Below are 3,009 nucleotides of genomic sequence, written 5' to 3'. Positions count from 1 at the left end.
CAATAAACAAAGGCGGCTGGCGTGGTTTTCAAATATTGCGGCTGAACGTTGGCGCTCGAAATAATTGGGAGGAATGAGCATGATTCAAATCTGCGGCGCACCTTGCTGCTGGGGCGTGGACGACCCCAAAAATCCCTATCTGCCCCCCTGGCGGCGGGTACTGGAAGAGGCCGGCCTGGCGGGGTACAGCGCCATTGAGCTGGGGCCTTACGGTTATCTGCCCATTGACGCGGAAACGGTTTCCGCCGAACTGCGGAAGAACGGCGTGGCCATTGTGGCGGGCACCATCTTCCACGACCTGCTGGACCCTGCCAACCAGGAAAGCGTCCTGAAAGCGGTAGACGACATCTGCCGCCTGATTACGGACCCGGCCCTGCCAAAGCTGCCGGTCCATCAGGGGCAGAAATTTCCCACGCCCTACATGACGGTTATGGACTGGGGCCATGACCGGCGGGACTACGCCGCAGGCCACCCCGACCGGTCCCCCAGACTTTCCGCCGGGGAGTGGTCCGGCTTTATGGAGAACCTCCGGACAGTGTGCGAACGGGCTAACAAGTACGGCGTCCGGCCCGTCATTCACCCCCACGCCGGAAGCTATATTGAATTCGAAGACGAGATTGCGGCGGTGGTCCGGGACATCCCCTATGAGACGGCGGGGTTGTGCCTGGATACGGGGCATCTCTATTACTCGCATATGGACCCGGCGGAATATTTGAAAAAATACGCCTCCCGGCTGGATTATGTCCATTTTAAAGACGTCAATGAGAAGGTCTACCGGGAAGTGCTGAACGAGCATATCCGCTTTTTTGACGGCTGCGGCAAGGGAGCCATGTGCCCCATCGGTACGGGAAGCCTGGATTATCCCGGCATTAAACAGGCGCTGGAGGATATCGGCTACAGCGGCTATAGTACCATCGAGCAGGAGCGGGACCCCAGGAATGTGGAAGGGAGCCTGCGGGACGTGAAGGCCAGCGTGGAATATTTGAAAAGCGTGGGCTACCACATTTGACCTGTTGATAAGCGTATTCGGTTTGGAACAACGCCGGCGCCACGCAGGCATGACTGCCGCCGTTGAGATAGAGTCTTTCCGTATCGCCCTGCCTCTCAGGACACGAAGGGCGGAAGATATGATTCCTTTGACCGCTTCTTCAAGAAGCGGGTTCGCCGCGTTTCTTGCCCTTGTCAATTTGCGCCGGTGAGCTTTTCGAATACTTTTAGTCGATTGCGCAACTCAAAAAACCAGTGATAACAAGGCTTTCGAGCGTCAAATATATCAGACTTTCCTCCACTGAAAAGGTGGTAAGAACATAGGCAAAGCGGAGGGAAAAGCATGCGAAGGGAATATCAGCAGATGTTGCGTCTGGACGCTTACAAAAACGTGGAGGAACAGCTGCGGAGCAACAAACCGAAGCTGTTCCATTTGTTAGACGAGCACTTGAATTAGGAAGAAATTATTCCGCCCCGGTTCTACACCCCGTTCTATCAGCGCTTTGGCCGCAAACAGGGCTATGAGCTGGAAAGCTTTCTTCGGGCATTGTTTCTTCAGTAGATTTTTCACTATGTGGAAGATTCTCAACTGCTCAACACGCTACGGTTCAGCCAAGAAATGCGGGATTACTGTGGGTTCGAAAAGGTGCCGGACGCCGCGAAACTCACACGCTTCAAACAGGGCTTTTGCGAATATATTCGGGACGTATTTGAACGTCTGGTGGATATGACGGAACCGATCTGCGCTGAGATGGACAAGGCGCTTGCGGATATACGGGTGTACGATACGACTGGGATCGAAAGCTATGTGGCTGAAAATAACCCTAAATTCATAGGCAAAATGGCTGGGCAGTCGCGCTCCATCGCAAGGCTTGATCCATCCTTTATCAGCGGTATGGCAAAGGGAACGGACCTGATAGCCTCAGAAATCGTTCTGCGGCTGCGGGAACGGGACTCACGCCTGAAACTCATCGCCGCCATACCCTATCCAGATTTCGGCTTGCATTGGAGACGGAACGTTTTCAGGCGGTGCTGTCTGCGGCGGACCTGAAACGATGCATATGCCCCCGTTTTTCCTATGACTCCTATCAGGCCAGAAACAAATGGATGGTGAATCACAGCTCCCTGGTGATCGCGGTGTTTAACGGCGGAGCCGGGGGAACGAAAAACACGCTGGAGTTTGCAAAGGAAAATCAAGTCCCCTGCGTCATTATCGACAGCGGCGGCAAGATGTGATATGATATCCCTATCAAAAATAGCAGGAGGCTGGACGTATGCGGAAGATCTTACTGGTCATCGACATGCAGAATGACTTTATCAACGGCGCCTTGGGCACCCCAGAGGCGGAGGCCATCGTGGACCGGGTGGCGGAGGAGGTTGCTAAGTACCCCGCCGGAGATGTCATCGCCACACGGGACACCCACCCGGAGAGCTACCTGGAGACCGAGGAGGGCCGGAACCTGCCTGTGGTCCACTGCGTCAAGGGGACTCCCGGCAGGGAGCTGCACCCGAAGATCGCCGCCGCCCTGAAGGACGCGGTGGTGATCTACAAGCCCACCTTTGGCTCCAGGGAACTGGCGGAGAAGCTGGCCCTGCTGGCGGAGTTGGACGAGCTGGAAATCACGCTGGCGGGCCTCTGCACGGACATCTGCGTCGTCTCCAACGCCCTGCTGGTCAAGGCGTTTCTGCCGGAGACATCTATCCGGGTGATTGCGGACTGCTGTGCTGGCGTAACGCCGGAGAGCCACAAGGCAGCGCTGGACACCATGCGGATGTGCCAGATTCAAATTCAATAATGAATATATGAGAGGCAAGTTGTATATTGAAAATGGACAGTCGGATAAGCCATGTCCGGCTGTCAAATTATATTTAGGGGGTGGCCCCTCAGCCCCCATGAAAAAAGAAAGGCAGGAGGCAACATGAAAATCATTGGCATCAGACCCTCAGAAGCTGTACCAATAGGCTAAAACCGCTTGAGTAAAGTGCTGAAAGCAGCAATGGTGCAAACAGNTTGTGCAGAAC

General features: G+C 55.0%; 4 protein-coding genes. All 4 read left to right on the top strand.

From position 1 onward, the window contains the following. Positions 1-79 precede the first annotated feature (79 nt). The 4 genes from JX325_RS14485 to JX325_RS14470 all read left to right on the top strand — a co-directional run bounded on the left by JX325_RS14485 (position 80) and on the right by JX325_RS14470 (position 2,783). Positions 80-1,009: a sugar phosphate isomerase/epimerase gene (locus JX325_RS14485; protein WP_243414111.1), complete on the top strand. Its 930-nt coding sequence runs from the start codon at positions 80-82 to the stop codon at positions 1,007-1,009. Positions 1,010-1,561: 552 nt separating this feature from the next. Beyond that, positions 1,562-2,038 carry a transposase gene (locus tag JX325_RS18245; RefSeq protein WP_243414110.1) on the top strand — a complete coding sequence of 159 codons (477 nt, stop codon included), beginning with the start codon at positions 1,562-1,564 and terminating at the stop codon, positions 2,036-2,038. A 56-nt stretch (positions 2,039-2,094) separates the two neighbouring features. Next, positions 2,095-2,223 carry a hypothetical protein gene (locus JX325_RS18490; protein WP_279380545.1) on the top strand — a complete coding sequence of 43 codons (129 nt, stop codon included), beginning with the start codon at positions 2,095-2,097 and terminating at the stop codon, positions 2,221-2,223. 38 nt (positions 2,224-2,261) lie between these two features. Beyond that, on the top strand, positions 2,262-2,783 hold the full coding sequence (locus JX325_RS14470; protein ID WP_204791788.1) for a cysteine hydrolase family protein: 522 nt from the start codon (positions 2,262-2,264) through the stop codon (positions 2,781-2,783). The last annotated feature ends 226 nt before the right edge of the window (positions 2,784-3,009 follow it).

This window comes from Oscillibacter sp. CU971, from assembly GCF_905219725.1.
In the GTDB taxonomy this organism is placed as follows: domain Bacteria; phylum Bacillota; class Clostridia; order Oscillospirales; family Oscillospiraceae; genus Oscillibacter.
Note: the sequence above shows the minus strand (reverse complement) of the source record. Positions and strands in the feature narration are given on the sequence as shown.

Bases quoted from the DNA above. Each gene is read 5' to 3' on its own strand.
- JX325_RS14470 (WP_204791788.1), top strand. From the start codon at position 2,262: ATGCGGAAGATCTTACTGGTCATCGACATGCAGAATGACTTTATCAAC.
- JX325_RS18490 (WP_279380545.1), top strand. From the start codon at position 2,095: ATGGTGAATCACAGCTCCCTGGTGATCGCGGTGTTTAACGGCGGAGCC.
- JX325_RS14485 (WP_243414111.1), top strand. From the start codon at position 80: ATGATTCAAATCTGCGGCGCACCTTGCTGCTGGGGCGTGGACGACCCC.